Annotated in this window: 24 protein-coding genes, 1 tRNA gene and 1 pseudogene; 8 read left to right on the top strand and 18 right to left on the bottom strand. The window is 44.4% G+C overall.

Going from position 1 to position 25,827, the window contains the following annotated elements; translation table 11 throughout:
* Window positions 1-9 precede the first annotated feature (9 nt).
* The 11 genes from EL341_RS16450 to EL341_RS16400 all read right to left on the bottom strand — a co-directional run bounded on the left by EL341_RS16450 (window position 10) and on the right by EL341_RS16400 (window position 11,565).
* Complete coding sequence (locus EL341_RS16450; RefSeq protein ID WP_074824027.1) at window positions 10-1,008, bottom strand: fimbrial protein; 999 nt, start codon at window positions 1,006-1,008, stop codon at window positions 10-12.
* A 9-nt stretch (window positions 1,009-1,017) separates the two neighbouring features.
* Window positions 1,018-1,689 (bottom strand): fimbrial chaperone, encoded by a 672-nt coding sequence (locus tag EL341_RS16445; protein WP_074824033.1) that lies wholly within the window; start codon window positions 1,687-1,689, stop codon window positions 1,018-1,020.
* Window positions 1,682-4,069, bottom strand: a complete 2,388-nt coding sequence (gene pefC / locus EL341_RS16440; protein ID WP_074824041.1) for a PefC/AfrB family outer membrane usher protein — start codon at window positions 4,067-4,069, stop codon at window positions 1,682-1,684. Before pefC (EL341_RS16440) ends, EL341_RS16445 begins: the two co-directional genes overlap by 8 nt.
* Before the next feature lie 73 nt (window positions 4,070-4,142).
* Window positions 4,143-4,661, bottom strand: coding sequence for a fimbrial protein (locus EL341_RS16435; protein ID WP_074824045.1), 519 nt, complete (start codon window positions 4,659-4,661; stop codon window positions 4,143-4,145).
* Window positions 4,662-5,263: 602 nt separating this feature from the next.
* A complete protein-coding gene (locus tag EL341_RS16430) occupies window positions 5,264-5,797 on the bottom strand; it encodes a fimbrial protein (RefSeq protein ID WP_074824139.1) in 534 nt (177 codons plus the stop codon).
* A 14-nt stretch (window positions 5,798-5,811) separates the two neighbouring features.
* A complete protein-coding gene (locus EL341_RS16425; RefSeq protein WP_114987225.1) occupies window positions 5,812-6,360 on the bottom strand; it encodes a type 1 fimbrial protein in 549 nt (182 codons plus the stop codon).
* A gap of 13 nt (window positions 6,361-6,373) precedes the next feature.
* A complete protein-coding gene (locus tag EL341_RS16420; RefSeq protein WP_074824052.1) occupies window positions 6,374-6,907 on the bottom strand; it encodes a spore coat protein U domain-containing protein in 534 nt (177 codons plus the stop codon).
* A 12-nt stretch (window positions 6,908-6,919) separates the two neighbouring features.
* The gene (locus tag EL341_RS16415; protein ID WP_074824054.1) at window positions 6,920-7,933 is read right to left on the bottom strand and encodes a fimbrial protein; all 1,014 of its coding nucleotides are present in this window, start codon (window positions 7,931-7,933) and stop codon (window positions 6,920-6,922) included.
* A gap of 10 nt (window positions 7,934-7,943) precedes the next feature.
* Window positions 7,944-8,615: a fimbrial chaperone gene (locus EL341_RS16410; RefSeq protein WP_074824057.1), complete on the bottom strand. Its 672-nt coding sequence runs from the start codon at window positions 8,613-8,615 to the stop codon at window positions 7,944-7,946.
* The gene (pefC, locus tag EL341_RS16405) at window positions 8,608-10,983 is read right to left on the bottom strand and encodes a PefC/AfrB family outer membrane usher protein (RefSeq protein ID WP_074824061.1); all 2,376 of its coding nucleotides are present in this window, start codon (window positions 10,981-10,983) and stop codon (window positions 8,608-8,610) included. The genes EL341_RS16410 and pefC (EL341_RS16405) overlap by 8 nt, the downstream gene beginning before the upstream one ends.
* A 63-nt stretch (window positions 10,984-11,046) precedes the next feature.
* Window positions 11,047-11,565 carry a fimbrial protein gene (locus EL341_RS16400; protein WP_074824064.1) on the bottom strand — a complete coding sequence of 173 codons (519 nt, stop codon included), beginning with the start codon at window positions 11,563-11,565 and terminating at the stop codon, window positions 11,047-11,049.
* A gap of 882 nt (window positions 11,566-12,447) precedes the next feature.
* Here EL341_RS16400 and selA point away from each other — a divergent pair.
* Both selA and selB read left to right on the top strand, forming a co-directional pair.
* The gene (gene selA, locus EL341_RS16395) at window positions 12,448-13,839 is read left to right on the top strand and encodes an L-seryl-tRNA(Sec) selenium transferase (RefSeq protein ID WP_074824067.1); all 1,392 of its coding nucleotides are present in this window, start codon (window positions 12,448-12,450) and stop codon (window positions 13,837-13,839) included.
* Window positions 13,836-15,716 (top strand): selenocysteine-specific translation elongation factor, encoded by a 1,881-nt coding sequence (gene selB / locus EL341_RS16390; protein WP_074824070.1) that lies wholly within the window; start codon window positions 13,836-13,838, stop codon window positions 15,714-15,716. Before selA ends, selB begins: the two co-directional genes overlap by 4 nt.
* A 248-nt stretch (window positions 15,717-15,964) precedes the next feature.
* On the opposite strand, the gene ykgO is transcribed toward selB, so the two are convergent.
* From ykgO to EL341_RS17675, 3 genes and pseudogenes are all read right to left on the bottom strand, one after another.
* The gene (gene ykgO / locus EL341_RS16385; protein WP_047782296.1) at window positions 15,965-16,108 is read right to left on the bottom strand and encodes a type B 50S ribosomal protein L36; all 144 of its coding nucleotides are present in this window, start codon (window positions 16,106-16,108) and stop codon (window positions 15,965-15,967) included.
* A 174-nt stretch (window positions 16,109-16,282) separates the two neighbouring features.
* Window positions 16,283-16,606, bottom strand: a complete 324-nt coding sequence (locus EL341_RS17680; protein ID WP_047782820.1) for a PsiF family protein — start codon at window positions 16,604-16,606, stop codon at window positions 16,283-16,285.
* Window positions 16,592-16,915 (bottom strand): annotated as a pseudogene (locus EL341_RS17675) (PsiF family protein); the annotation flags it as partial. The pseudogene EL341_RS17675 and the gene EL341_RS17680, both read right to left, overlap by 15 nt.
* A 273-nt stretch (window positions 16,916-17,188) precedes the next feature.
* On the opposite strand from EL341_RS17675, the gene EL341_RS17630 reads away from it, so the two are divergent.
* The 4 genes from EL341_RS17630 (at window position 17,189) to EL341_RS16365 (ending at window position 21,017) form a co-directional block, all read left to right on the top strand.
* A tRNA-Sec gene (locus tag EL341_RS17630) sits at window positions 17,189-17,283 on the top strand.
* 223 nt (window positions 17,284-17,506) lie between these two features.
* Entirely contained in the window at window positions 17,507-18,004 is a 498-nt protein-coding gene (locus EL341_RS16375; RefSeq protein WP_232036576.1) for a sorbitol dehydrogenase family protein, read from the top strand.
* Window positions 18,005-18,030: 26 nt separating this feature from the next.
* Window positions 18,031-19,620: a GMC family oxidoreductase gene (locus EL341_RS16370; protein WP_126468170.1), complete on the top strand. Its 1,590-nt coding sequence runs from the start codon at window positions 18,031-18,033 to the stop codon at window positions 19,618-19,620.
* Window positions 19,621-19,622: 2 nt separating this feature from the next.
* Window positions 19,623-21,017 carry a c-type cytochrome gene (locus EL341_RS16365; protein WP_126468169.1) on the top strand — a complete coding sequence of 465 codons (1,395 nt, stop codon included), beginning with the start codon at window positions 19,623-19,625 and terminating at the stop codon, window positions 21,015-21,017.
* A gap of 185 nt (window positions 21,018-21,202) precedes the next feature.
* On the opposite strand, the gene EL341_RS16360 is transcribed toward EL341_RS16365, so the two are convergent.
* The 4 genes from EL341_RS16360 to EL341_RS16345 form a co-directional block, all read right to left on the bottom strand.
* Complete coding sequence (locus EL341_RS16360; RefSeq protein ID WP_047782292.1) at window positions 21,203-21,430, bottom strand: sulfurtransferase TusA family protein; 228 nt, start codon at window positions 21,428-21,430, stop codon at window positions 21,203-21,205.
* A 4-nt stretch (window positions 21,431-21,434) separates the two neighbouring features.
* Window positions 21,435-22,469, bottom strand: a complete 1,035-nt coding sequence (locus tag EL341_RS16355) for a YeeE/YedE family protein (RefSeq protein WP_074824079.1) — start codon at window positions 22,467-22,469, stop codon at window positions 21,435-21,437.
* Window positions 22,470-22,973: 504 nt separating this feature from the next.
* Entirely contained in the window at window positions 22,974-23,393 is a 420-nt protein-coding gene (locus EL341_RS16350; RefSeq protein ID WP_074824082.1) for a hypothetical protein, read from the bottom strand.
* 47 nt (window positions 23,394-23,440) lie between these two features.
* Window positions 23,441-24,115, bottom strand: a complete 675-nt coding sequence (locus EL341_RS16345) for an SMI1/KNR4 family protein (protein ID WP_126468168.1) — start codon at window positions 24,113-24,115, stop codon at window positions 23,441-23,443.
* A gap of 302 nt (window positions 24,116-24,417) precedes the next feature.
* On the opposite strand from EL341_RS16345, the gene EL341_RS16340 reads away from it, so the two are divergent.
* Together EL341_RS16340 and EL341_RS16335 are read left to right on the top strand one after the other, a co-directional pair.
* Window positions 24,418-25,251: an MBL fold metallo-hydrolase gene (locus EL341_RS16340; RefSeq protein ID WP_047782289.1), complete on the top strand. Its 834-nt coding sequence runs from the start codon at window positions 24,418-24,420 to the stop codon at window positions 25,249-25,251.
* Window positions 25,252-25,296: 45 nt separating this feature from the next.
* Window positions 25,297-25,788, top strand: a complete 492-nt coding sequence (locus tag EL341_RS16335) for a GNAT family N-acetyltransferase (RefSeq protein ID WP_074824087.1) — start codon at window positions 25,297-25,299, stop codon at window positions 25,786-25,788.
* Window positions 25,789-25,827 lie beyond the last annotated feature (39 nt).

The following is a 25,827-nucleotide window of genomic DNA, read 5'->3' as shown; positions in this document are numbered from 1 at the left end:
CCTTTTAATTTAATTGAGTTTGACGTTAATGGTGAGTGCGGTATTGGCACTGCCTGGAGTCGGTGAGGTTGATAACAACACCGGCTTTACCAAAATAGGTACGGTAAAATTATTGGCGGTGGGTTTGGTATTCGGCGTGATCGCAGCACCATTGATGGTAACTGCACTATTAGTGGGTTTCACCACCCCATTACCCCACTTAAACTGATAGCCAATTGAAGCGTTATCTTTGACCTTAATAATGCCGTTAGCGGCATTATTAACACCGTCCTTGCCGGCAAAGCTTAAGGTATAGGTCGGCAAGCGGTTATTGCAGGTAAAGGCAATATTGATGGTTTTATCCGCGATAGTGTTTGTTTTAAGCGCCGTTGCCGTTTGATTACCAAAACTCACATCATTGACGGATACGCCACAGGACACCTTATTGATTAAGACAATTGAGGTGGGTGCGGTAAATGACACCGACTCTTTCATTAACGTTGGTCGGCTTTCACCAATTCGTGAGTAAAAATTTCTTTTTAGCATAAACGTCGGGTTAACCGTGGTTTTTCCCGGCGGTGGTTTTTTGGCCAGATACATAACCCCGGAGTCAGTGCTACCGCCCGGACCTGCAAAATTAGTGTATCCACTACCGCTGGTTTTATAGTCTGCCAGTAATAACCAGGAGGTATTGCCACAGCTGCCTGTTGAGGTGAATTTTAGATAGCCATCAGTAGACGTCTTATCTACTTTACCGCGTGGACATGTGCCGCCCGATGTTGCACCATATTGATCAACCAGATAGATAAATTGACCGTTGGTATTTGCCCCACGCAAGCATTGCCCTGAAAACGAAATAATATTGGTAGGCGCACCAAAGGAATAAAGCTGAGCGCCGACCGCTTTATTGGTAACGTCTATTGATGCCGGAATGTTATATTTCACCACCAAATTACGACATCTGGCTCCCCATGCATCAACGGATAACAAGAGCGATAATAAGCTAATAATATAAAGTGATTTTTTCATCAATATTCCTCACTGAATATCAAAAGTACGTCGGCCACCGTAATCATCAATAGCTTCAATCGAGACCTTGCCGGATAACGCTCGCGGTAATTTCACTTCGCTAAATGGGGCCAGCAAACTGATCTGTTGTTCTGTATTTTTATCTAACTTTAACGGGGTGCCATTGATGGCGATTTGCGTGATAGCAAAATAATAAGGCGTCGGGTTTTTTAATACTGAGCCACGATAAGTCAGGTTTTTCTCGGCCTCTTCACGGGCGGCAGCCAAGGCTTTCGGACGATAGATCAGTTTTACCTGCGTATTGAGCGCCACCGCTAACACGTTACTTTCATCAGCACTGGCTACCGGTGGAATTTCTTGTACGTTTAACCAAAATACGGATTCTTTGTCTTTTGGCAAAATATCATTGACGTACAGCAGGCGAATAAGTTGTTTCTCTCCACCGCTGACTTTAAATAAATTTGGTGCCGGGACGAAGAAAACGTTATTGAGATCGCTCGGATTTTCAACCCAAACTTGGCCTCCGTAGGTTTTGTCACTATTGTTGGTAATTTCAATAGAGATATTCTTTCTGCCTTCATCATAAATAAACCGGGTGCCATTGAGGGTAAATGCAGAAAATGCATTAAAGCTCACCAATGATGAGGCCAGTAGGATAAAAATCGATATCGCCTTATTCATTACATCTAATCTCCATAATTTTATTCTCATTTGATTTAATATTGTCGATATTTAAAGTACATAGCTCTCCATCAGGGGATGTCACGGTGATTTTTTCCAATTTATCCACTAAATTAAGTAGTAACACGCCACCGTTAGAGACAAAGCCGACATAAGCATTGTTAGCGGTTCTGGCCGAACTACCGGCAGGAACAAATTCTCCATTGGCCTTTTTCAGACGTAAAATAAAACGGTGAATGGCTGAATATTTAAAGTCGCGATAAACAATGGATTTATCGGTAGGCACGAAGCTATAGACGGTATCCAGTAATTCAATATTATCCGGCACCTCTTCGGTATCGATTTTTAGGTTATTCACCATATAAGGTGCGACACCCATAATGGTGTTGCCCCTGCTATTGGTGGGTGGCGAATCATTAAATTTGATATTTTCCAGATTGTCGATATTCGCTATTGCAACGGTATCGCGTCTGACGCTACTGAATAATAATCCGGTTTGTTTGGTGGCGATCAGGCTACCTGACGCATTCAATGAGCCTGAGGTCTGATGCTTACTTTTCGAAATAGCAAAACCGGTATTGATAAGGTGCTGGTCGATCCCTAAATAGGCAGAATTGCTCCAGTCATCTTTATCTTTATTGGTGTTAACGCTGTAGTTTAATTGGTCATTAATATTGCCGGACACGCCCGAGTTAAAGCTGGCTTTATTGGTGCGGCTATAATTAACCGAGTTAGTCCAAAACTGGTTCTTATCAAAAATACTAAACGGGATATTTAATCCGATCGACACCATATAATTATCACGTTGATAATCATTGAGCTTCTGATAGTCGCCAGAAATCGATAAATCCACCCCTTTGAAGGCGGTGTTATAGGAGAGGCTGGCGCCCATTTCATTTCTGACGCTGTTACGATAAGTTTGTATCCAGCCGGACAGGCTGACGAAGCTATTGTCAAAGTTTTGAGATAATGTTGTTTCGTACCGTTCTTTACGGTTGCTCCGATAATAAAGCGCGTTAGGATTATAATCGGCGAAATCGACATAATCTTTACCGGTATAGCGATAAGCTAACAGTTGCAGGTTGGTATTATCAGTCAATGAATTAGCGTATTGAGCAACGTGACTAAAACCGGTCTGCTTAAAATTCTTTGATGTGGGGGTCTGTTTCTGAAACTTGCTGATAGCGGCATGCGTATACAGGGAGATGGCGCCGTATTTCCCCAGATCTTTACTTAGGCCTAAGGCGGCACTTTGGTAATTTTGATGTAAAATCCAGGCTGAATGAACGGTAACGTTTTTAAATCCATAATCCACTGCACCCAGTTGGAATAAGTGATTGTCACGCTTTCCGTCAATCTCTTTTTTCCCTACCACCAGATTATAATTAAATTCATTGGCGCGCAGTAAAGAAGAGAGCGTGGCGACCGGATAGCGACGTACGGATTTTGCCCCATTATCTTCTTCAACCGTGACGGTCAGATCGCCGTTACTAACCGGTGCAATATTGTTGAGCTGATAGGCACCCGCCGGTACCACCTGCGAGCTGAGAATATAGCCGTTTTGCGAGATGGTAATTTTGGCGTTGGAATTGACCACCCCTGAAATGATCGGGGCATAGCCGCGCATTTCCCAAGGGCGCATGCTGCTTTCAGAACGTAGCGCCATACCATAAAACATAAAATTGGGCAGGGTTGTGGTAGAGGTTAATGCCTTACCCGCGACAAAGTTCCCCTGAAGCGGTCTGATGGCGGTCGATACCGTCGCTTCTGAAGTTTCAAAACCCGAGTCTCTTGAATAGCTGCTGCGCACATAGGTTACCCAGCGCCCCATATTGATATAGGAATCGATATCGCCATACACCTGAGCTTGAGCTGAGTTGGTTTTGGAGACATAGCCGGAATAATTGAGTTTAGCCCCCGGAATACCGTAGTCCCAGGATTGCTGCTGGTTGGATTCATCCAACGCTATTTGAGGGACACTGAAAGTTAATGTTTGTTTAGCGTGATTAAAGATAACCTTTGCGCCGGGATAGGCACCAATATTATAACAGTTGCGAATAGGGTCGAAATAATCACCGAATGATTTATAGTCAACCGGTAAATGCAATTCAGTCATCCAATCTTTATTCAGACAAAGGGTTTCTTTATCACTGGATGAAATAATGAGTTCTTTTCTGCCAAGAGCATGACGGTTAAATACTACTTCGATAATATAATGACCGGCGGGATATTTTACATTGTCATCAAATATGTCGATGGCTTGTGTAGGGATTTCCCCACGTAAGAAGTCGGTATTTAGCTCTGAATGAGCACAGAATGACGTTACTAATAAGGATAATATGGAAGCCCTAAATAATTTAAAGTAATTGATATTATCCATATCTGTATCCATATCCCTAAGAGGGCCACGAAGGCCCTTAATCCAAAAGAGTAAAAATATTAAGAGAAATATATTACTTGTATGCAACCGCATAAGTTGCTGTCGAGATAACCGTACCTTCAGTAACGGTTTGGCCAGAGGTGGCGACCATTTGTGCTTTAAATTCCATATTGCCGATAGCGTTAGTGCCATCACCAAACTCTATATTTTGGTTATTGTAAGTCACGGTTTGATTTGGTGTTTTAGAGTTAACAGCAGTTAACAGAATAGATACGCCACCTGCCGTTCCTTTCATATTCGCCAACCCGGAGTTAGTAAAGCCAGCACTCTGCCAACCCACAGTACCACTGGTTTTTTTCAGGCATTCTTCAGTACGAGGCACTAAGCTGAATTCAACTTCTTCACCCTTTTTGTCGGTTGGTTTCATGCTTTTTAAGTTGATAGTGGATTTAACCAGTCCATCGATTTCGGTATCAATATCACAGGTCTCGGAAGTGACGGCACCAATGAATTGGACTTCGCCAGTATTCGCTGACGCATATCCACTGAATAATGATCCGCTAATAATAATGCCAAGTAATAGTTTATTCATGTAATAATTCTCCATAATAAAGTAAATATAAAAATTAGATTGATGATTAGTTTAAAAAACTAATATCAGGTGCTACATATCGTTCAGATTTATAACCTTACTAATATCACTGAAAGGGCTAAAAGCCTTATGATAGGCGATATAGGTTAAACTTAATTAAAAGGGTGTAGGGGTAATAGTAAAAGGGTGTTCTACTGCTAATGAATATAGGCTATTATGAATAATACCATCGGTATTTATTAGGCATTCTTTCCATAGAATAATTTCCTGTTTTCTAGCGTGGGTGTTGTTTTATTTAAATCTAAATATCTTTCGTGTTTTTCTATTATTAATTAATAAGTACAGGCATGGGAAATCGTTTTAATCGATCGAATCTTTATTTTTGATTTGTAATAACTATCGATTGATATCTATCGATCGTTATATTCTATTGTTGTTCGTGGTGGGAATAATAAGAGGGATATTAATTACATATGATATTAATTCATTAATTCTTTAAATCTATTTCAATCATTTTTATGGTCGTGATGGATAATCAGCTACGGCCACTTTCTGGTTAAAGAATATAGCCGGTACTATATAAATTAATGGCTATTATGTTGCTATTTATAAAGTAAGTTGATAATAACGCTACTTTTCATTGATCCTTTTTCAACGCTTTGTGCCTGAGCATAGGGTTTGGCAAAAAAACTAATATCAAACTGATTATTATTAGCGGTAAATTGCTTGTTTTTTCCGGATAAATCAACCTGTGTGCCGTCTGGCCAAGTTAATTGAATTCCCACGCCGAATAAGTTGGTTTTTAACTCCCCTCCAGTACCATTATTTAATGCACCTTGACTGCCTGGTTTAAATGTCACGTCTATATTTTTAGGTATCACTCCACTTTTTTGGCAGTCGACAATAAACTGTGTTTTAACCGCAGGCTGTTTTCCTGCCAGTAATGTGCTTTCATTGATTACTTTAAAATCGACAGTTTTATTAAACCCTTCGCCATTATTGACGTCACAGGTAATGTTGACCACGTCTAATGAAATGCTCAGCGTGGTATCCGGTAATGCTTCATCCGCGGCTGAAAACGGGGAATATAGCCCGAGCAAAGCAATTATGAGATAGCCGTAAATGTTGTTATTCATGGGATGTTCCGCCATCAAATATATTTAATCTTTATTACCACATGGGTATTGGCATTGCCGAGGTCAACGGACTGACTGCCTATTGGTAGTGCCACCGGTTTAATCTTAAACTTCATTTTCATCAGTGCAGCTTCAGGCTTTTGCAGCCAAAGTTCTTGATTCATTGGAATGCCGCTGCCGGTGGTACCGATTTGATCGTCTTCCCATGTCATCAAGTAGCCGAGGGTGGTATTTTTTGAGGCAATATAGCCCATTGAACCCATGGTTAAATGCCGGTTAGCCGGTTCAAATTGCAGAGAAACACGCTGTGGTTTAACGGTGCCGGAGCAATCAAGGGATAAGGTTGAATAGCCCTCAACTTCACCGGATAAGATCGTTTGCGCATTGACGGGGCCAAAGTTGACATTATCAACGGTGGCGGGCAGGCAGGTGGCGATGGTAACGTTGAGACTAAACTGGGACTGAACATCACCGCTCGCCATGGAAAATGGGTGTGATGCCGCCCCACCATATGGTGAGGCAGACAAGGTCAGCAGTCCGGAAAGCAAAACATGCTTGAGCATAACGGTTCCTAAACTAATTGAAGGTTAGTTTAATATTCAAGGCGGTATTCGCTGCGCCAGGAGAAACAATGGTACCCAATGCGACAGGCTTCACTTTGATGGGAATAGAAAAGCTCTCCGTTGTAGGTTTTTTCGTCGGTGAAATCGCAACCCCATCAATGGTGACAACTGAATTAGCCGCTTTTACCGTATCATCGCCCCACTTTAATTGATAACCCACGGTGCTGTTTGCTTTGGTACTAATGATGCCATTGGTGGCATTGTTTACGCCGTCGGCCGCCGTAAAGCTAACGGTATAATTTGCCAGCGTGGTATCGCAGGCAATATCCAGTGACATCGTTTTATCAACTACCGTACCTTTCTTAATATCACCGGCAGACTGATCGCCGAATGCAATATCATTCACCTCAGCACTGCAAGACGCTTTAACCACCATACTTAAATTAGAGGTGACGGTTCCACCTGTGACATTCGAGGTAAAGCTGGTTGCGCCAGCGTGCAAAGACAAAGTAAGTCCAATCGTTATCCATGATAATTTCTTTAACATAACTAATTCCTGTTAATTCAGTTTGACGTTAATCGTGAGTGCGGTATTGGCATTACCTGGAATAGGGGATGCTGATAACAGAACCGGTTTCACCAAAATAGGGACGGTAAAATTATTGGTTGTGGGTTTGGTATTTGGCGCAATCGCGGTGTTATTGATAGTCACGGCGCTGTTAACCGGCTTCACTGTGGCATTCCCCCACTTAAACTGATAGCCAATGGAGGTATTATCTTTGACCTTAATAATGCCGTTAGCCGCATTATTAACGCCATCTTTGCCGGAAAAGCTTAAGGTGTAAGCGGGTAATACGCCGTTGCAGGTAAAGGCAATATTGATGTTTTTATCAGCGATGGTGTTTGATTTAAGCGCACTTGCTGTTTGATTACCAAAACTCACATCATTGACGGACACGCTGCAGGACACGTTATTGATTAAGACAATTGAGGTGGGGGCGGTAAAAGCCACCGACTCTTTCGTTAACGTTGCCTGGTTTTCGCCAATTCGTGAGTAGAAGTTTCTTTTTAGCATAAACGTTGGGTTAACTATGGTTCTTCCCGGTGGTGTTTTTTTTGCCAGATACAGGACGCCTGAGTCGGTGCTACCGCCAGGCCCCTTAAAATTAGTGTATCCGCTGCCGCTGGTTTGATAATCCGCCAGTAATAGCCAAGAGGTATCACCGCAACTGCCTGTTGAGGTGAATCTTAAATAGCCATCGGTAGACGTCTTATTTACCGTACCACGTGCACACAGGCCGGTAGAGGCTCCGCGATACTGATCGACCAGATAGATAAAGTTACCCGTGGTATTACCTGCACCACTGGTAGCGCGTAAACACTGTCCTGAAAACGACATTGGGCCCTGAGGAACGCCAAAAGAATAAAGCTGATCGCCAGCTTTTTTATTGGTAATGTCTATTGATGTCGGGATGTTATAGTTCACCACCAAATTACGACATCTCGCCCCCCATGCATCAATGGATAACAATAGCGATAACAAGGTCATAATATAGAGCGATTTTTTTACCATTGGTGTGCCCTTACTGAATATCAAAAGTGCGTCGAGCGCCATAATCATCAATGGCTTCAATGGAGACTTTGCCGGATAATGCACGCGGTAACGTCACTTCGCTAAACGGGGCAAGCAGGCTAATGTCTTGTTCTGTTTTTTTATCTAACTTTACTGGGTTGCCATTGAGGGCAATTTGCGTGATAGCAAAATAATAAGGGGTCGGATTTTTTAATACTGAACCACGAAGCTTCAGGTTTTTCTCGGCATCTTCACGGGCGGCAGCCAAGGCTTTCGGACGATAGATTAGCTTCACCTGAGTATTTAACGCCACCGCCAGCACGTTGCTTTCATCAGCACTGGCTACCGGCGGAATTTCTTGCACGTTTAGCCAAAATAATGACTCTTTATCTTTTGGCAAAATATCATTCACGTACAGCAGACGAATGATTTGCTTCTCTCCACCGCTGACTTTAAATAAATTCGGTGCCGGGACGAAGAAAACGTTATCGAGATCGTTCAGATTATCAACCCAAACTTGGCCGCCGTAGGTTTTTTCACTACTGTTGGCGATCTCTATTGATATATTTTTTCTACCTTCATCATAAATAAACCGGGTGCCGTTTAGCGTAAATGCAGATGATGCATTAAAGCTCACTAATGACGACACCAGTAGGATAAAAATCGATATCACTTTATTCATTGCATTTAATCTCCATCATTTTATTCTCATTTGATTTAACGTTGCTGATATTTAAAATGCACTGCTCTCCATTAGGGGATGTCACAGTGATTTTTTCTAATTTGCTTAATAGATTAAGTAATAAAACCCCGCCGTTAGAGACAAAGCCCACATAGGCGTTTTTATCGGTTCTCGCTGAACTACCGGCTGGAACAAACTCCCCATTCGCCTTTTTCAAACGCAAAATAAAACGATGAATAGTGGAATACTTAAATTCGCGATAAACAATGGCTTTATCAGTGGGAACGAAGCTATAGACGGTATCTAATAATTCAATATTATCCGGCACTTCTTCGGTATCGATTTTTAGGTTATTCACCATATAAGGGGAGATCCCCATAATGGTGTTGCCCCTGCTATTGGTAGGAGGGGAATCGTTGAATTTAATATTCTCAAGATTACCGATATTGGCTATCGCAACAGTATCGCGTCTGACGCTACTTAAGAGTAATCCGGTTTCTTTGGTGACAAGGATGCTACCTGACGCGTTCATCGAGCCCGAGGTTTGATGCTGCCCTTGAGAAATAGCAAAGCCAGTATTGATAAGATCTTGATTGATACCTAAATAGGCAGAATTGCTCCAGTCATCTTTGTCTTTATTGGTGTTAACACTGTAATTTAAGTGATCATTAATATTGCCGGACACGCCCGAGTTAAAACTAGCTTTATTCATGCGGTTATAATTAACCGAGTTAGTCCAAAAGTTATTCTTATCAAAAATACTAAACGGAATATTTAATCCGATTGAGATCATGTAATTATCTTTATGGTAATCATTAAGCTTCTGATAGTCGCCAGAAATCGATAAATCCATGCCTTTGAGGGCGGTGTTATAGGAGAGGCTGGCTCCCATTTCATTTTTTACATGGTTACGATAAGTTTGTATCCAGGTTGATAGGTTGACGAAGCTACTGTCAAAATTTTGGGATAAAATCGTTTCGTACCGTTCTTTACGGTTGCTTCGGTAGTAAAGGGCATTAGGATTAAAATCAGCAAAATCGACATAATCTTTACCGGTATAGCGGTAAGCCAACAGTTGCAGGTTGGTGTTATCGGTCAATGAATTAGCATATTGAGCAACATGGCTAATCCCCGACTGTTTAAAGTTCGATGACGTAGACGTCTGTTTCTGGAACTTGCTGATAGCGTAATTGGTATGAAAAGAGATGGCGCCAAATTGCCCCAGATCTTTACTGATGCCTAATGCGGCACTTTGATAATTTTGATGTAAGATCCATGCCGAATGAGCAGTAACGCTTTTGAAGCCATAATCGACGGCACCCAATTGAAACAAGCTATTTTCACGCTTTCCGTCAATCTCTCTTTTTCCCACTACAAAGTTATAATTTAATTCATTGGCGCGTAGTAAAGAAGGTAAGGTCGCGACCGGATAGCGACGCACCGATTTTGTGCCGTTATCTTCTTCAACCGTGACCGTAAGATCGCCGTTGCTCACCGGTGAAATATTGTTGAGCTGATAAGCGCCCGCTGGCACCACTTGAGAGCTGAGAATATAGCCGTTCTGCGAGATGGTAATTTTAGCGTTGGAATTGACCACCCCTGAAATCACCGGGGCATAGCCGCGCATTTCCCAAGGGCGCATACTGCTCTCAGAGCGTAGTGCAATACCGTAAAACATAAAATTGGGTAATGTTGTGGTGGAGGTTAATGTCTTACCAGCCACAAAATTCCCTTGGATCGGCCGAATAGCGGTCGATACCGTGGCTTCTGAGGTATCAAAACTCGAGTCTTTTGAATAATTGCTGCGTACATAGGTCACCCAGCGCCCCATATTAATATAGGAATCGATATCGCCATAGACTTGGGTCTGAGCTGAACTGGTTTTAGAAACATAGCCGGAATAATTGAGTTTGGCTCCCGGAATACCATAGTCCCAGGATTGCTGCTGGTTTGATTCATCCAGCGCGATCTGAGGAACACTGAAGGTTAATATTTGTTTGGCATTATTAAAAATAACCTTTGAACCTGGATAATTACCTATATTGTAACAATTTCGTAATGGGTCAAAATAATTACCAAATTCTTTATAGTTAATCGGTAAATGTAATTCATTCATCCATTCTGTATTCAAGCAAAGCGTTTCTTTATCACTAGATTGAATAATTAATTCTTTTCTTCCAAGGGAGCGGCGATTAAATACCACTTCGACAATATAATGTCCGGCAGGATATTTAACACTTTCATCAAATATATCGATGGCCTGTGATTGCATTCCTCCACGCAAGAAGTCAGTATTCAATGCGGAATAAGCACAGAACGACGTCATAAATAAGGATAATATGGAAATTTTAAATAATTTAAAGTGCATTGATATTATCCATTATCCCTAAGAGGGCCTCGAAGGCCCTTAATCCAAAAGAGGAAAAATATATTATTTATATGCAACCGCATAAGTAGCGCTTGAGATCACTGTACCCTCAGTCAGTGTTTGGCCAGATGTCGCAACCATTTGCGCTTTAAATTCCATATTGCCGATAGCTTTAGCGCCATCACCAAACTCCACATTTTGGCTATTATAAGTCACGGTTTGGTTTGGTGTTTTGGAGTTAACAGCGGTTAACAGAATAGATACGCCGCCTGCAGTTCCTTTCATATTTGCCAGCCCAGAATTAGTAAAGCCAGCACTCTGCCAGCCCACGGTACCACTGGTTTTCTTCAGGCATTCTTCGGAACGAGGTACTAAACTGAAAGCAACTTCTTTACCTTTTGTGTCGCTGGTAGTCATAGTACCCAGATCGATGGTGGATTTAACCAGTCCACCGATTTCGGTATCAATATCACAGGTCTCGGAAGTGACAGAACCAATGAATTGGACTTCGCCAGTATTCGCTAATGCATATCCGCTGAATAATGAACCGCTAATAATAACGCCTAGTAATAGTTTGTTCACGTAATAAATCTCCATGATAAAATAAATCTAACAGTTAGATTGATGCTCAGTTTTAAAAAAACTGATGGTCTTGCTTACATTTCGTGCCGCTTTATAGCCTTATCAATATCACTTAAAGCTGCTTAAAGCCTTATGGATAAATGATATAGGATAAAGTTAGTTAAAGAGTGTTTTGGGATTTTTTTAAAAAGGTGTTTTGCCGTTAATGAATGTCAATTAAAATGACATGTAGATATCTGTATATCTACTCATCAGGCATTCTTTCCATAGAATCATTCCCTGTTCTTCTGGCGTGGGGCTTATTTTGTTTAAAACAAAATATCTGTTTTGCAAATGCGTTTTTGTATTATTAATAATATACACACGTATTGGAAATCGTTTTAATCGATCGAAACTATCATTTTAATCACTTTAACCTATCAATTGGTTGTTATCGATCGATGCATCCTATATTTGTTATTAATTGAAATAATAACAATTGAATTAATAACTGTTGGTCTTAATTTGTTTGTTGTTTAAACCTTTTCTATAACCGTTATTTCCTGGGCACTGGAGTAGAATTGAAAATAGGATATCAACACGGCGAGCAGCAAAATGTTGATTAAATGAGTTGGTTAACGTTAATCATTTGGCGATGTTGTTTGGTGAGCGAGAGAGATGAGCTCGGCGATCTCATCGATATCTGTATTTTGGTCGCTGCATTAAGTGGGAATAACTTAGGTCAGATTACGGATAAACATATATTGGCCGCTTTAAATTGAGCCTTAATTACGTTTTTTTACCCTATTGGTTGATGTTAGTTGTGTACTGGTACACCTTGTACTTCACGTTATGGCAAGGAGCCGATATATTAGCGTCATTGATTTTTAATCGGTTGCCACTATGAATAACCAAACTCAGTCCTTATACAGTCAGATTCCTGCTGTTGACCGCTTACTTAACCTGCCTGAAATGGATGGGTTACTGTGTGAATACGGCCAGCATTTGGTTGCAGAGTCGCTGCGCAATTTACAGCAGCAGGCGCGACAGGAGATTGGTCAACACAATCGATTACCTGCATGGTGTCAGGATTGGGCTACCGCGGTGAAAAATGACCTGTCACAAAGACAGCGTTCTGGCTTACAGCCGGTCTTTAATCTCAGCGGTACGGTATTACACACCAATTTAGGGCGCGCCTTACTGGCTGAAGCTGCCATCGAGCAGGTGGCCAGCGTGATGAGAAACGCGGTCACGCTGGAATATGACTTAGACGGTGCCGGGCGTGGCCACCGGGATAATGTTATTTCTGACTTGCTATGTGAATTAACCGGTGCAGAAGCCGCCTGTATTGTTAATAACAATGCGGCAGCGGTAATGCTGATGTTGGCTGCGGTAGCGGCGGGCAAAGAAGTGGTGGTTTCTCGCGGTGAGCTGGTTGAGATTGGCGGAGCTTTCCGCGTGCCGGATGTGATGCGTCAGGCCGGGTGTCAATTGGTTGAAGTCGGTACGACTAATCGAACGCATTTAGCCGACTATCGGGATGCGGTCAGTGAACAAACTGGTTTATTGATGAAAGTACATACCAGTAATTATCATATTGAGGGTTTTACCGCTGCCGTTAATGAAGAAACTTTAGTGACGTTGGGGCGGGAGTTAGGTGTGCCGGTGGCGACCGACTTAGGTAGTGGTTCTCTGATCGATCTACAACAATACGGACTGCCAGCGGAACCGATGCCACAAAACCTGATTGCCTCAGGGGTCGACTTGGTGACGTTTTCCGGCGATAAGCTATTGGGTGGTCCACAAGCGGGGATTATTCTGGGTTCTAAATATTGGATTGAGAAAATTCAACGTCACCCACTAAAACGTGCGTTGCGTGCTGGCAAGCTGACATTGGCCGCATTAGAAGCCACATTGCGCCTTTATCAACAGCCGGATCGATTAGCCGCTTCTCTGCCTACGCTACGGCTGCTTAGCCGGGATAAATCAGAAATGCAGGTCATGGCAAGCCAACTGATTACCCCATTGCAGCAGCGATACGGTGAACAATTTGCGGTGTCGATAGAGCCATGTTTATCTCAAATTGGCAGTGGTTCGCTACCGGTTGATCGTTTACCAAGCTATGCACTGACGTTTGCACCAATGGATGGCCGTGGCCGGACGTTAGAGGCACTGGCGGAAAAATGGCGCGGCCTAGCCAAGCCTGTAATTGGTCGAATTCAGGATGGAAAGCTGTGGCTGGATTTACGCTGTCTTGAAGATCAGGATGCATTGCTGGAGGGGTTGTTAGCATGATTATTGCTACCGCCGGCCACGTCGATCACGGAAAATCTACCTTATTACAAGCGTTAACCGGGGCGGAAAGTACCGATCGCCTACCGGAGGAAAAACGCCGGGGTATGACCATTGATTTGGGTTACGTTTATCTGCCGTTATCTGACGAACAAGTTTTAGGATTTATTGATGTCCCCGGCCATGAAAAGTTTTTAGCGAATATGTTGGCAGGGGTCGACGGTGTACAACATGCTCTGCTGGTTGTGGCTTGTGATGATGGCATCATGGCGCAGACCCGCGAACATTTGGCGATTTTACGCCTGATCGGTATTCCAGCGATCACCGTTGCCCTGACTAAAGCGGATAGAGTAACACCGGAACGCGTAACCAGCGTCAGGAAGCAAATTCTCGATGAACTGGATGCCCAAGGTTGGCACGATTGTCCAATCTTTAGCACTGCGGCACCGGAAGGTACCGGTATTCCTGAGTTGCGAGAGCATTTGATTACTCTGTACCACAACCGCACTGAAGATGCCCAATCAGCACTGCACCGTTTTCGTTTGGCGGTTGACCGGGCTTTTACCATAAAAGGCAGCGGGTTAGTGGTGACCGGAACCGCATTCAGCGGTCAGGTAAAGGTGGGTGATACTTTATGGATGACCGGCGCTAATCGTCCGGTTAGGGTCAGAAGCATTCATGCACAAAACCAACCTGCCGAGCAAGCGGGAGCCGGTGAGCGTATTGCCTTGAATATTACCGGTGATATCAGTAAGCAGGAAGTCAGCCGCGGTGATTGGTTACTGCAACAGGAGCCTCTCGACAACAGCGATCGGGTACTGGCAATACTGCATTGTGATAAGCCGCTACGCCACTGGCAATCGGTTCATCTACACCATTCGGTTAATCACATTACCGGCCGGGTTTCCATGCTACAGGATGGTGCGGTGAGTATCGGTAGCGATATTTTGGTTGAGCTGGTGCTGGATGAACCTTTATTACTGGCGGAAAATGACCGAATTATTGTGCGCGATATTAGTGCACGTGAGACGCTGGGCGGAGCCAGAGTATTACGACTACAGCCCCCGCGCCGCGGTAAACGCCAGGCGGAATATCTGCATAAGCTGCATCAGTTGAGTGAAATGCCTGATGATGCTCAGGTGCTTAAACTCAGACTGACAGAAGGAAGTTTATCCCTTAGTGAATTTGGTTGGGCACGTCAGCTAACCGATGGTGGTATTCAATCGCTACTGGCCCAATCTGATTGTACTGTGGTGGGGGATACCGCGCTGGAGCGGGAAAAGGTGGAAGATTTTCAGCAGCAGTTGATTGATATTTTGCATGACTTCCACCAACAGCATCTCGACCAACTTGGCGTTGGACGCGCGCGGTTACGCCGCATGGCGCTGCCGACGGAGCCAGAAGCGCTGGTATTTGCCCTGATTGATAACTTATTAGCCCATGGCCGCTTGAGCAATAGCCGTGGCTGGCTACATTTGCCGGAATTTAGCTTGGCCTTTAGCGCTGATGAGCAGGTTGCTTGGCAACAGTTAGAGCCGAAGTTTGGTGATGAGCCATTCTGGGTACGAGATTTGGCCGAAGAGCTGGCGTTGGATGAGCAGCAGGTTAGAGCTGTACTGCGTAAAGCGGCTCAATTGGGGCATGTTACTGCGGTAGTTCGCGATCGCTACTATTTAAGCAGCCGTATTCGTCAGTTTGCTGATTTGATTCGCACCATGCACGCCACTCAGGGAAGCACTTGTGCCGCAGACTTCCGCGATAGATTAGGCGTTGGGCGTAAGCTGGCTATTCAGGTGCTGGAGTTTTTTGACCGCAGCGGGTTTACCCGTCGGCGGGGTAATGAGCATTTGTTGAGGGATCAGGGACTCTTTATGGATTAACCTGTTCCAGATGAAACACCCGGTTAGCTGTTTTAGTGACGATTTTTCCTGTCACGTGGGGATAAAAAGTTAGTGATTACTAACATAAAAGATGATTGATAATCTGTTTCTATGCTGATTCAAGGCATTAGCGGAATGATGGGCAAGATAGAATATGGCTGAAATCAGTTAACGGAAGATACCAGCCACCTAAATAAGTTAGTAAGCACTCACAAGGAAAGTGCTTACTTAGCAGGAAAGTTAATTATTTAGCCTTTTTTGCTTTTTCCTCCCTGCACGGCTTTAAAGCGCGGGTTGGATTTACAAATCACATAGATTCTTCCACGGCGGCGAACAATTTTACAGTCAGGATGACGCTGTTTGGCGGAACGGAGCGAGCTTAATACCTGCATAATAGTCCTTAAAATGATATGTTATAATATAACAATTATAAGTATGCATGTATTTCCTAAAGGGTGCAACCATAGGGATTGTCGGGAATTGGGTGAAGCACGCGGATCTTTATTTCAGTCAAAACAAAGGGCACCTTTTAGGTACCCTTTATTCGAATATTTAGCGTGGTTAAATCAGGCTGCTTTTTTCAGACAGGTATCCATAAAGGTTTTACGATCATTACCTTTCAGGGCTTTGTCGCCTGCTTCTTTATTACATTCGGCCATTTTTTGTTGCTGCGGTGTCACCGCTTTTTCATTTGCGGCGGGTTTACCGGTCAGGCAGGTACTCATAAAGGTTTTACGGTCTTCGCCTTTCAGGTTCTTAGTGCCGGCTTCTTTATTACAGTCAGCCATTTTTTGCTGCTGAGGTGTAGCTGTAGCTACAGCAGCACCTGTGGTTGCAGCCGCTGCCGCTTTTTCAGTCGTGGCGGGTTTACTGGTCAGGCAGGTGCTCATAAAGGTTTTACGGTCGTCGCCTTTCAGGTTCTTCGTGCCGGCTTCTTTATTACAGTCGGCCATTTTTTGCTGTTGTGGAGTCACTTTCTTTTCATCGATAGTTGATCCAGCTTTCAGGCAGGTGCTCATAAAGGTTTTGCGTTCATCGCCTTTAAGGCTCTTATCCGCTGCGGCTTTATTACAGTTAGTCATTTTTTCACGCTGGGCAAGCTGGGCTGCTGATGGTTCTTTGGCCGAGGTATCTGCGGCCATAGCGCCAGAAATAAAGCACAGGCTCAGCAACACAGGTAAGACAGAAAACATACGCATGGACGATTTCCTTAAATAAATAGGGGTAGTAATAAGCATAGTCCAATGGGAATAAAGTTGCCGTGGTGGCAAGAATAATATGCTGCTGTGAAGGTAAAGGGTGGGACGCCTTTGGTTTTCTGCGTTAGTTTGGCTTTTGGTTCAGATATTATGTCTTTGATTGGCATAAAATGAATGCTGGTAAAACCGCCGACGGGTGATAAAAATTAACGGTACCATCCCCTTCATTTAACGGTATAATCACCGCGTTTCTTTATCTGTACCCTTCAGAATGGAAGGTCATCGTCCCCGGTGGGGCGGCTGGACTTCAAATCCAGATGGGGCCGCCAGCGGTCCCTGGCAGGTTCGACTCCTGTGACTTTCCGCCAATTTGGTTCTTCCTGGTTGTTTTAAAGTCTATTAATTCCTTATATATCCCGCTTCACAGCCCATTTGGTTATGGTGAGGTATTTTGCAGTCTATTAAAAAGAAAGCATAAAATGCTATGCCTAAGTCACATTTATAACATTTTATTTACAATCTTATCGTTAAGTGTGATAGTCGATCTACTTTCTTAAACAGGCACTCATCATGTTATCCAGAAGGAATCTTTTGATATCTGGTGCGGCCCTGACCGGATTCGCCGTACTCAGATCCGCACTATCTTGGGCCTCAGAGCCTAACGAAAGCAGTGATAGCGCTATTTTCTTTAAGCTCTCTCTGTTATTAACCAGCAGAAAACACCTCAGCCCGGTCGTGGCACAACGTGCGTTGCACGGTCTGGTCACCGAGGATGCTCAATTTCTACAAAATATGCGGCAGCTTTCAACGGCGATGACGCACGAAAATATCACTTCAGCTGACCAACTTTACGGTCATCCGCTAATGAACGGTTCCTTTGGTGACACGGCTAAAAAGATTCTTTCAGCTTGGTATCTTGGCTATACCGGTACGCCAGTGCCCTTACGAGCGTCCGATAGTACTCGATTTGTTACTTATACCGACGCATTAGCCTACGCGCCAACTCTTGATGCTACCGTCATCCCAACCTACTCTCGCGGACGTACCAACTACTGGGTACAACCACCGGTGACCATAAAAAACGATTAACACCCGTTTAAGATGTGAGCAATGCCATGAACAACCAATATGACGCCGATGTGATTGTCATCGGTTCAGGTGCGCTCGGCAGTAATGCCGCAACCGTCCTTGCCAACAAGGGTAAATCGGTGATTATTCTCGAAGCCGGAGAAAAGATCCCTCGCTGGAAAATTGTTGAAAACTTCAGAAATTCATCGAAAAAAAGTAACTATAACTCGCCATACCCCAATGAACCTTGGGCTCGTCATTCTTATGATGAGCAGTACATTGAAAATACCGGTCCGTTTGATTTCCGCCCCGGTATGCTGAAATTGGTGGGTGGCACCACTTGGCACTGGGCTGCCGCCTGTTGGCGCTCTTTACCGAATGATATGAAGCTGAAGTCGCTGTATGGCGTGGGGCGAGACTGGCCGATGGAATACAGTGAACTTGAGCCGTATTACCAGAAAGCGGAGGAGGCATTAGGCGTCTGCGGTAGTGATACTGACGATCAGAGTGGACAGGGAGGCGGTGCTTTTCCTCCTCGTTCCAAACCTTACCCGATGGAGCCGGAGGGGGAAACTTATCTATTTCAGCGCTTAAAAAGCCGTCTGAGTCCGGTGGGCTATCACTTTATCCATGAACCGAACGGGCGTGCTACCCGGGCTTATGACAGTCGGCCTGCCTGTAGCGGTAATAATAACTGTATGCCGGTGTGCCCAATTGGTTCGATGTACAGTGGCGATGTGCATGCCCAGCATGCGGAAGATGCCGGTGCGATGCTGATGACAGACTCTACTGCCTGGAAATTAGAAAAGGGCACTGACGACAAAATTGTTGCTGTGCATGTGCGTAGTTCTAAAGGTCTTGAGACTCGGCTAACGGCAAAATATTTTATTGTGGCTGCCCACGGGCTGGAAACGCCAAAACTGCTGTTGCTGTCGGATGTGGCCAACAGTTCCGATCAGGTTGGCCGCAACCTGATGGATCATACCGGAATGGGGTTACAGCTTCTCGCTGATGAACCGCTATGGCCGGGACGCGGAGCCGTCCAGCAGGGTGGAATATTTAACAATCGGGACGGCGATTTTCGTCGAAATCGTGCCGCGATTAAACACGCCATTTCTAACAATGTACCCAACATGACTGTTGCCAGCCGCCTGATAGCAAAGGGTGTTGTTGGCGCCGAGTTAGACAAGCAGATCCGCCATCAGGCATCGCGTTGGGTTGATATATCGTCGGTGTTTGAAATTCTACCTCAGGCGACGAATACCGTACGCCCGAGCACGACGCGTAAAGACGCATTGGGTATTCCAATGCTGACCGTCCACTATGAAGTGGATGATTACGTTAAGGCCGCTAAGTCGGTGGTTGATGCTGATTACCAACAATTCGTCAGCTTGATGGGCGGTACGGTGATTGAAGATAACACCGGCTGGCAGAATCGTGATCACATTATGGGAACCGTCATTATGGGGACTAGCCCGAAAGATTCGGTCGTGAATCATGAATGTCGTTGTTGGGATCATAGCAATTTATTTCTGGCGACCACCGGTGTCATTCCCGCTTCTGGCGTGGTTAATCCAACGTTGACCGGTGTTGCATTGAGCATTCGTGCGGCTGAAATCATCATTCGTGAGATTTGAATATGAAGATTGATTGCAAACGTTTAACCGTTGTCACGGTGCTGATAGGGCTTTTTGTCTCTTTCCCGTTGCTGGCGGTAGAATCTGAAGCTAATAACGCGTTGATTGAACGGGGTAAATATATTGCTATTGCTGCCGACTGCGCAGCTTGCCATCGTCAAGCGGTTGAAAACGGAGTGCCGTTTGCCGGAGGCTATGCTATTGCGTCGCCGATGGGGAACATTATTGCCAGCAATATTACCCCATCCCGACAGTTTGGTATTGGTAACTATACCGAGATACAGTTTGCTGATGCGGTGCGTAGAGGTGTGGCGCAAGACGGTAGAAACCTTTATCCAGCAATGCCTTATACGGCCTATTATGGCATCAGTGATCAGGATATCCATGCACTTTACGCGTACTTTATGCAGGGCGTAAAACCGGCAGATATAGCGCCAACGGCGGTTACTGATCTGGGGTTTCCTTTCAATATTAGACAGGTCATGCTGGGCTGGAACCTGCTGTATCGAAACGAAAAACAGCTTGAAAAACAGGCAGGTATTTCTGAGCAATTATACCGGGGGCAGTATTTAGTTGAGGTACTGGGGCATTGCAGTACGTGCCATACGCCGCGCAATATGATGATGGCAGAGAAGAGTAGCCTGTACTTGTCGGGTAGCCCCCTCGGTGGTTGGTATGCGCCAAATATTACCTCGGATAGCAGCGGTATTGCTGGCTGGAGTCAGCGCGATTTGGTGACCTATTTGCAAACTGGTCATCTGGCGAATAAAGCTCAGGCGGCAGGTCCGATGGCCGAAGCGGTTGAGAAAAGTTTTCGCTTTATGACGGATGAAGATCTGAACGCCATGGCCGCATGGATTAAACAGGTACCTGCCGTTTCTACCCCAGTAGCCACTAAATCGCCGCGGTCGTTAGCAACCGATATTAACAACGTTATTATTGGTCAAGGTAATCAGGCTTCGCTGGTGGATATTTCACAAACCGACGGAGCTACGCTGTATGAAAGCGCCTGTGCCAGCTGTCATGGTCGGCAGGGACAAGGGACTGCCGATAATTTTTATCCATCATTAACCCACAATAGCGCTGTTTCCGGCCCAGGCCCACAGAATCTGGTCATGACCATTGTAATGGGCATTCAGCGCAAAGGCAGTGACGGTGAAGTCAGTATGCCGGCTTTTGGTCAACAGATGAATAATGAGCAGATTGCTTCACTCAGCAACTATGTACGTAATCAGTTTGCCAATATTGACGATAGGCTAACGGCAGAAAACGTACAGATGTTACGCAACGGCGGTGAGTTACCGTTTATCGTGCTCTATCTGAATTGGCTAATGGGGGCCGGTGCTGTGATAGTGCTGCTGATCCTGTTTGGCTTAATGCGGTTGAGGAAACGATAAGCCTTATCGTGGGAAAGTCTCGCCTCAATGTTTTATGCTGAAAAAAGGGCAAGTACTCAATTTACCGTGTACTCAAAAAAAGCTGTATCGGTAATAAACACGATACAGCTTATTAAATCCAATCAGTTTTTAGTATTAGCATCAGATATAAGTCATGCTGATATCTGGTTTATTCCGGTAAATTTTTACCCTTTCTGGATACTAATTTGCCATTGAGCATCGCCAGTTTGTTTAAAGCTGGTGACTTGATGACCATCTTCAACCGCCCAGCGGGGTAAGTTTTCTGTTGCTTGAGCGCAGTCATACTCAATAACCAGCGTATCGCCGCTATTGAGTTCAGCAATGTGTTTTTTCGCTTCAATTAAAGGAAAAGGGCAAAGTTTTCCAGTGGTATCTAATGTTAATGTTTTCATTTTTTTATGCCTTTTGTTGTTTAACTAATTGATTAGGAATAATAATGGTGAAATAACTCACCAACCAACTTCCTAAAAGAATGCAGGGAATAAACAGCCAACCTTGCCAGGAAAACCAAGCGGTATTTACTACGGTATTACCTAACATACAGCCACCAGCCAGTCCGCTACCGATTCCCATAAACAACCCACCCGCCAGACTTTTTGCCAGCGTTGGCCATCCTGGAGAACGTAGTCTTAACTCCTGACTGCCCCATGCAGCCACTAAAGCTCCGACAAAAATCCCCATTAATAAATATCCTGCCCAGCCAAAGAATCCGGTTTTACCTTCCGTTAGCAATGAGAAGAGTTGTGCACTGGGCCCGCTGATCCCTAATCCGCCAACTCGGCCAGACATCAAACTTGATGGCCAGGCTAATAAAGCAATAACGGCAATAAAAATCGCGGTAATAAAAGGGTGCCACCTCGCTTCAAATAACCAATGTGCGAGACCTTGTTTACGCGGTTCCGGCTGTGGAATGGAATACGGCTTTCTTTTTAAATGGCGATAAACTAAAAAGACCGTGATGAAGGTTAAGAATAGGACGGCAACCCAGGGAGAAATGTTCAAGGTTTGGGTCAGCGAAGCATCAGGTAACGATGGGGCATTAATAGGAGCAAATAGCTGCTTACCGCTTGGCTGGCGGATATACCAGCTGGAAACGACAAAGCCTACCACTGCAATCATACTTCCCGCTAAGCCTTCAGCAGCACGATAATAAGCGCCGGTAGAGCATGAACCGGCCAAACCCATTCCTATGCCAAACGTGACGCCACCAACCAATGTTGCCAGCCAGTGAAAATCGCCGGAAGGTAATTTTGCCCAATCTAGCGCGATGAAAGCGAACAGCCCTATGCTTTGCAGAGTAATAATAATCAGAATGGCAATCGTCATTCGACTATCGCGGAATAGGTAGAGATCGCGTAGCCCACCGGCCATGCAGAAACGGCCACGCTGCATGATAAAACCGAGAAGAAAGCCCAAAAACAGACCTGTCATAGGGGGAAACTCCTGTCGTTATAGGTATTACTATAGATAAATGGTAAAAATACGGGCGGAAGTGTACTGCTTTTTAAGAGAAGGGAGTTAATGACATTCTACAAAATGGGATAAAAATATCATATTTAAACAGTGGGCAAATCTTTCCAAATCAACCACCGCCGGAAGATCATCAGTATTCAGCTACAGACAGCGGTAGGCTGGTTTCTCCATTGCTCGCGTTATTTCATTGATATAAATTAGTGGGTGAGGCCAATCAGACTCCCTTCAAACTCACAGATAAGCCAAAAGAACATCAATAACGCTACACCGATAGTCATAAAGACTAATTTATCATTCATCGCTACACATCCTTGTTATGCTATTTACTGACAGAACCAGATTCCCTGATGAGGAATAGCATAATCATTGGTAGATCTTTCACAACCCATTTGATTGTTTATTTTTACGGCATCTCTCCGTTACGGGCTACTGTATTCTTCATCGCTTGAGAACGAGCATGGCTTATGGCATGCACTCAATGACGTCTGGTTTTTGGTAATTGATAATTTTGATCAGTTTAGCCACGTCAAAATCATCATTTTGCTGTTGGTTGACGTGATAGTCTGAGACTTCCACTGTGAGCTTGCCGCTGTACCCACATCCTTTTTCTGGTGCTTGGTTGGGAATATCCAATGCCTTACGCGCTTGTTCATAGTCACTGAAGCAGAACCAAAGCTGGCGTTCATCATTTTTGCTACGCGGAATCTGCTTACCTGTCTGAGCATCCGGTGACATGCAAATATTTTTACCGATCATCTCCATACTCATTTCGTCAGTGTAAAAGCTATATTCACCGGATAGCGTCATCGTATTTGCAGCAGCGCTACTAAAGCTGATGAAACAGGTTGAGAGGGCAAGCAGCCCTACTTTCAGGCTTGGCATTGTGACTCCCGTTAATGTTGAGTGTGGCAATGTCATGACGACTGTATTTAAATGCACTGTTTTTCCGCCCAACGGCAGAATGGGTCTTCGCTATTGGTGTCACCGATTTCAGCCGGATATTTTACTATTTCCAGAGCCGTATTCGGGATCGTAACGTCAAATGTGCTTGTTACCCATTGTTGATAAGCCTTATTGGGGTATATGTGTATGCCGCTGGCGGATTCCGGACTGTTGGGTGGATAAGGATATTCCTCATTCCAGCAAAGTTCGTCGTAGCCAATGGCCATCAGGCGCAGAAAATCGACCATGTTGTCCGCTAAAACACAGCTGAGTATTGAGCCTGAGCCGGAACCCATATGCACAATTTTAAGTTGGTCTTCATCATCCAGCCATAATGCTGCTTCGGAACCTTCGGCTCCAGTTCTGGCAAAGACGAACAGGCGCTCGGAAATCTGTGGATCGTTTTCTTTTCTGCCAAACCAATATTTTAGTCCATCATTTGCGGTTGCGGAGAATTGAATGATGGTACCGCCGTGCCGTTCTTCATCGGTCCAGCTTTGTTCCAGTTTGTCTTGCGGATACAGAAAGCCAATACGCTGTTTATCATCGAGATCTTGATAGTGGCCTTGCTGTTCAATCCATTCATAGAGCATAGCCAGTTCATCTGGGATCCAGAGTTTAGTGGGTAAAATAGCGTTAAGTTGATCGAATAGTTTTCCCATGATGTGCTCACTCGTTCAGTTTGAGTTGAAGGTAACTTTTGATGTTATAACAGGAAATCAGCGATGAAATCAGCGGGGCACATCACAACAGGAAAAACAATCAGCAATGGGGCGCTAAATTATCGAAAGCGTTGGCGATATTCACTAGGAGATACCTGAGCTGTGGGGTTTTTTGTTGCTTTAATCACCTGATATTGCTTGTGATTAGTGGGCATAGTTTTTATATTGCTTCAATAACGCTGTTTGATAAGACGGATGTCGCTTTCTATCGGTGGGTAAGCGAGTAACCAATAAGGAATGCTATGAAGTTAACAGTCTTGCTGGATAATAATACCCTGATCGATCGCTATTTGATTGGTGAGCCGGGTGTGTGCTACCACATTGATATTGATGGCCGGCAGGTTTTGTTAGATACCGGTTACTCTAATGTGTTTATGCAAAATGCCGATATTTTAGGCATCGACTTAAAGCAGGTGGATACTATTATTTTGTCCCATGGGCATAACGATCATACCTGGGGATTGGGTCATTTAATGCAATATTTCGATCGTACCGATCGGCCAACGGATAAGCGCATTCAACTCGTTGCCCATCCTGATGCTTTTGCGCCGAAGTTCTACGGCGATAAAATTATTGGCGCAAACTATCCGCAGGACTGCTATAGCAATTATCTGGATAAGGTCGAAACTAAGGAACCTTACTACATTACCGATAACTTGCTGTTTCTGGGTGAAATAAAACGTACCAACGACTTTGAGGCACAGCGTCCGGTTGGCCAGACCAAAGATTGCTGTGGCAATTTGGTGAGTGACTATGTACTGGATGATAGTGCCTTGGTGTATACCGGCCCGGATGGTCTGGTGGTGATTTCCGGATGCTCCCATTCTGGTATCTGTAACATTGTGGACTATGCAATTAGCGTAACCGGCGATAAACGTGTGTCAGCGGTGATAGGCGGTTTCCATTTACAGAACGCCAGTAACACCTTGATGGCTCGTACCGCTGAACATTTAGGACGTATACAGCCAGAGAGTTTGTATCCTTGCCACTGTACCGATCTTAACGCCAAAATCGCACTGGCTCAGAGCACCAATGTGAACGAGGTCGGCGTAGGAAAAGTATTAGAGTTTGCCTAAAGTCGGTTTGAAAAAGTTGGTAATAAACGAAAGGACGATGTCATTGTGGAATCGATAAAAATAAGAACGGCATTGCCGCAAGATGTTGCTCGATGCTATGAGATTGAAACAACTGCCTATGAAGGTGATGAAGCCGCGACCGAAGCGAAAATTGCCAAGCGCATTGAAGTCTATCCTGAAGGATTTTTGCTGTTGGAAACGGTAGAAGGCATTACCGGTTTTATCAACAGCGGCTGTGCTTATGATGTTGTTATGTCTGATGAAGAGTTTAAAGAGCTAATTGGTCACGACTCTGACGCACCGAATGTGGTGATTATGTCAGTAGTTGTTGATCCGGATTTTCAGGGAAAGGGCTATTCTGCCGTTTTAATGAAGGCATTTATTCAGCATATGCAGGAATTGGGTAAGAAAACCATTCATCTAATGTGCAAACAGCGTCATATTGGGCTGTATGAAAAATTTGGTTTTGTTTACGTTAAACAGTCTGAATCCGATCACGGTGGCATGTCGTGGCACGAGATGGTCATGGATATTTAATGGGGAATCATCAGCTTTCGAATGGCACTCTCCAAATGT

Origin of the sequence: Pragia fontium (assembly GCF_900638655.1) — a bacterium.
GTDB classification, from domain to species: domain Bacteria; phylum Pseudomonadota; class Gammaproteobacteria; order Enterobacterales; family Enterobacteriaceae; genus Pragia; species Pragia fontium.
Note: the sequence above shows the minus strand (reverse complement) of the source record. Positions and strands in the feature narration are given on the sequence as shown.

What these genes read in the sequence shown, in the direction of transcription:
- EL341_RS16450 (WP_074824027.1), bottom strand. Translation starts at nt 1,008, where the DNA reads ATGAAAAAATCACTTTATATTATTAGCTTATTATCGCTCTTGTTATCC.
- EL341_RS16445 (WP_074824033.1), bottom strand. Translation starts at nt 1,689, where the DNA reads ATGAATAAGGCGATATCGATTTTTATCCTACTGGCCTCATCATTGGTG.
- pefC (WP_074824041.1), bottom strand. Translation starts at nt 4,069, where the DNA reads ATGGATAATATCAATTACTTTAAATTATTTAGGGCTTCCATATTATCC.
- EL341_RS16435 (WP_074824045.1), bottom strand. Translation starts at nt 4,661, where the DNA reads ATGAATAAACTATTACTTGGCATTATTATTAGCGGATCATTATTCAGT.
- EL341_RS16430 (WP_074824139.1), bottom strand. Translation starts at nt 5,797, where the DNA reads ATGAATAACAACATTTACGGCTATCTCATAATTGCTTTGCTCGGGCTA.
- EL341_RS16425 (WP_114987225.1), bottom strand. Translation starts at nt 6,360, where the DNA reads ATGCTCAAGCATGTTTTGCTTTCCGGACTGCTGACCTTGTCTGCCTCA.
- EL341_RS16420 (WP_074824052.1), bottom strand. Translation starts at nt 6,907, where the DNA reads ATGTTAAAGAAATTATCATGGATAACGATTGGACTTACTTTGTCTTTG.
- EL341_RS16415 (WP_074824054.1), bottom strand. Translation starts at nt 7,933, where the DNA reads ATGGTAAAAAAATCGCTCTATATTATGACCTTGTTATCGCTATTGTTA.
- EL341_RS16410 (WP_074824057.1), bottom strand. Translation starts at nt 8,615, where the DNA reads ATGAATAAAGTGATATCGATTTTTATCCTACTGGTGTCGTCATTAGTG.
- pefC (WP_074824061.1), bottom strand. Translation starts at nt 10,983, where the DNA reads ATGCACTTTAAATTATTTAAAATTTCCATATTATCCTTATTTATGACG.
- selA (WP_074824067.1), top strand. Translation starts at nt 12,448, where the DNA reads ATGAATAACCAAACTCAGTCCTTATACAGTCAGATTCCTGCTGTTGAC.
- selB (WP_074824070.1), top strand. Translation starts at nt 13,836, where the DNA reads ATGATTATTGCTACCGCCGGCCACGTCGATCACGGAAAATCTACCTTA.
- ykgO (WP_047782296.1), bottom strand. Translation starts at nt 16,108, where the DNA reads ATGCAGGTATTAAGCTCGCTCCGTTCCGCCAAACAGCGTCATCCTGAC.
- EL341_RS17680 (WP_047782820.1), bottom strand. Translation starts at nt 16,606, where the DNA reads ATGAGCACCTGCCTGACCAGTAAACCCGCCACGACTGAAAAAGCGGCA.
- EL341_RS16370 (WP_126468170.1), top strand. Translation starts at nt 18,031, where the DNA reads ATGAACAACCAATATGACGCCGATGTGATTGTCATCGGTTCAGGTGCG.
- EL341_RS16365 (WP_126468169.1), top strand. Translation starts at nt 19,623, where the DNA reads ATGAAGATTGATTGCAAACGTTTAACCGTTGTCACGGTGCTGATAGGG.
- EL341_RS16360 (WP_047782292.1), bottom strand. Translation starts at nt 21,430, where the DNA reads ATGAAAACATTAACATTAGATACCACTGGAAAACTTTGCCCTTTTCCT.
- EL341_RS16355 (WP_074824079.1), bottom strand. Translation starts at nt 22,469, where the DNA reads ATGACAGGTCTGTTTTTGGGCTTTCTTCTCGGTTTTATCATGCAGCGT.
- EL341_RS16350 (WP_074824082.1), bottom strand. Translation starts at nt 23,393, where the DNA reads ATGCCAAGCCTGAAAGTAGGGCTGCTTGCCCTCTCAACCTGTTTCATC.
- EL341_RS16345 (WP_126468168.1), bottom strand. Translation starts at nt 24,115, where the DNA reads ATGGGAAAACTATTCGATCAACTTAACGCTATTTTACCCACTAAACTC.
- EL341_RS16340 (WP_047782289.1), top strand. Translation starts at nt 24,418, where the DNA reads ATGAAGTTAACAGTCTTGCTGGATAATAATACCCTGATCGATCGCTAT.